The following is a 1,448-nucleotide window of genomic DNA, read 5'->3' on the forward strand; positions in this document are numbered from 1 at the left end:
AGGGCCGCCTTGATCGCGTCGCGCAGCTGCGTATTGCCCTTTGCTACGTCGCTACCCCCCCCCCCCCCCCCCCCCCCCCCTCCCCCCCCCCCCCCTTCCCCCCCTCCCCCCCCCCCCCCCCCCCCCCCCCCCCCGCGACGACCTCTTTTACGAAGAGACGACCGGCTCCGAGGGCGACTCGTCGACCTCCGGCTCCCGCAGCTGCTCGCGCACGTAGTTCCAGACCACCGCGATCAGCGCGGCGGCCGGTACCGCGAGCAGGCTGCCCACGATGCCGGCCAGGCTGCCGCCCAGCGTGACGGCCAGGAGCACCACCGCCGCGTGCAGGCCGAGCCCGCGACTCTGGATCATGGGCTGGAACACGTTTCCCTCGAGCTGCTGCACCACGACGATGATCACCAGAACGATCAGCGCGTCCGTCAGACCGTTCGAGACGAGGGCGATGAGCACCGCGACCAGACCGGCGAAGAGCGCACCCACGATCGGTACGAACGCGGACACGAAGGTCAGGACCGCGAGCGGGAGCACGAGGGGCACCTGGAGGACCCACAGGCCAATGCCGATGAGAACGGCGTCGAGCAGACCGACGAACGCCTGGGACCGCACGAACGCGCCGAGCGTCTCCCAACCGCGCTCGGCCACGACCGGGATGTCGGTGGCGAGGCGGCCGGGGAGCTGACGGGCCAGCCAGGGCAGGAACCGCGGACCGTCCTTGAGGAAGAAGAACATCAAGAAGAGCGCGAGCACGGCGGTGACCACACCGTTGACGACGGTGCCCACCCCCGTGACCACCGCGGTGACCATGCTCCCGATGCTGTCCTGGACGCGGGCGACGGCCGTGTCCAGGGCACCGGTGATCTGGTCGTCGCCGATGTGCAGCGGCGGCCCGGCGGCCCACTCGCGCAGCCTCTCGATACCGGCGACCACCCCGTCGGCCAGTTCACCGGCCTGTGACGCCACCGGAACCGCGATCAGCGCCGCGATGCCCGTGACCACGAGCAGGAACAGCACGGTCACCACCGCGGCAGCCAGGGCCGCAGGCCATCCCCGACGACGCAGGAAGGCGGCAAGGGGCCAGGTCAGTGTGGTGAGGAACAAGCCCACGATGAGAGGCCAGACGACCGACCACATCCGTCCCAGAAGCCACAGCGCCACCGAGGTTGCCAGAAGGACCAACAGCAACTCGACGGAGACGCGGGCCGATGTGCGCAGTGCGGCGGCGGTTTTCGTGGAACTCAACGAAGCAGGCATGGGGGCACCCTATGGGCGGGCCCCACTCCGCTTTCAGCGTGGTGCCCCCGCCGCCCGGCTCACGCCTTGCTGCCGCCGCGTACGGGCGACGACGCACGGAGCGGGGGGGGGGGGGGGGGGGGGGGGGGGGGGGGGGGGGGGGGGGGGGGGGGGGGGGGGGGGGGGGGGGGGGGGGGGGGGGGGGGGGGGGGGGGGGG

Annotated in this window: 1 protein-coding gene; it reads right to left on the reverse strand. The window is 72.8% G+C overall.

Translation table 11 applies throughout. The annotated features are described in order from the left end of the window. Positions 1-147 precede the first annotated feature (147 nt). Entirely contained in the window at positions 148-1,251 is a 1,104-nt protein-coding gene (locus ACZ42X_RS32855) for an AI-2E family transporter (protein ID WP_468297988.1), read from the reverse strand. Positions 1,252-1,448: the final 197 nt, after the last annotated feature.

It is taken from the genome of Streptomyces sp. NPDC030862, from assembly GCF_055571835.1.

What these genes read in the sequence shown, in the direction of transcription:
- ACZ42X_RS32855 (WP_468297988.1), bottom strand. Translation starts at nt 1,251, where the DNA reads ATGCCTGCTTCGTTGAGTTCCACGAAAACCGCCGCCGCACTGCGCACA.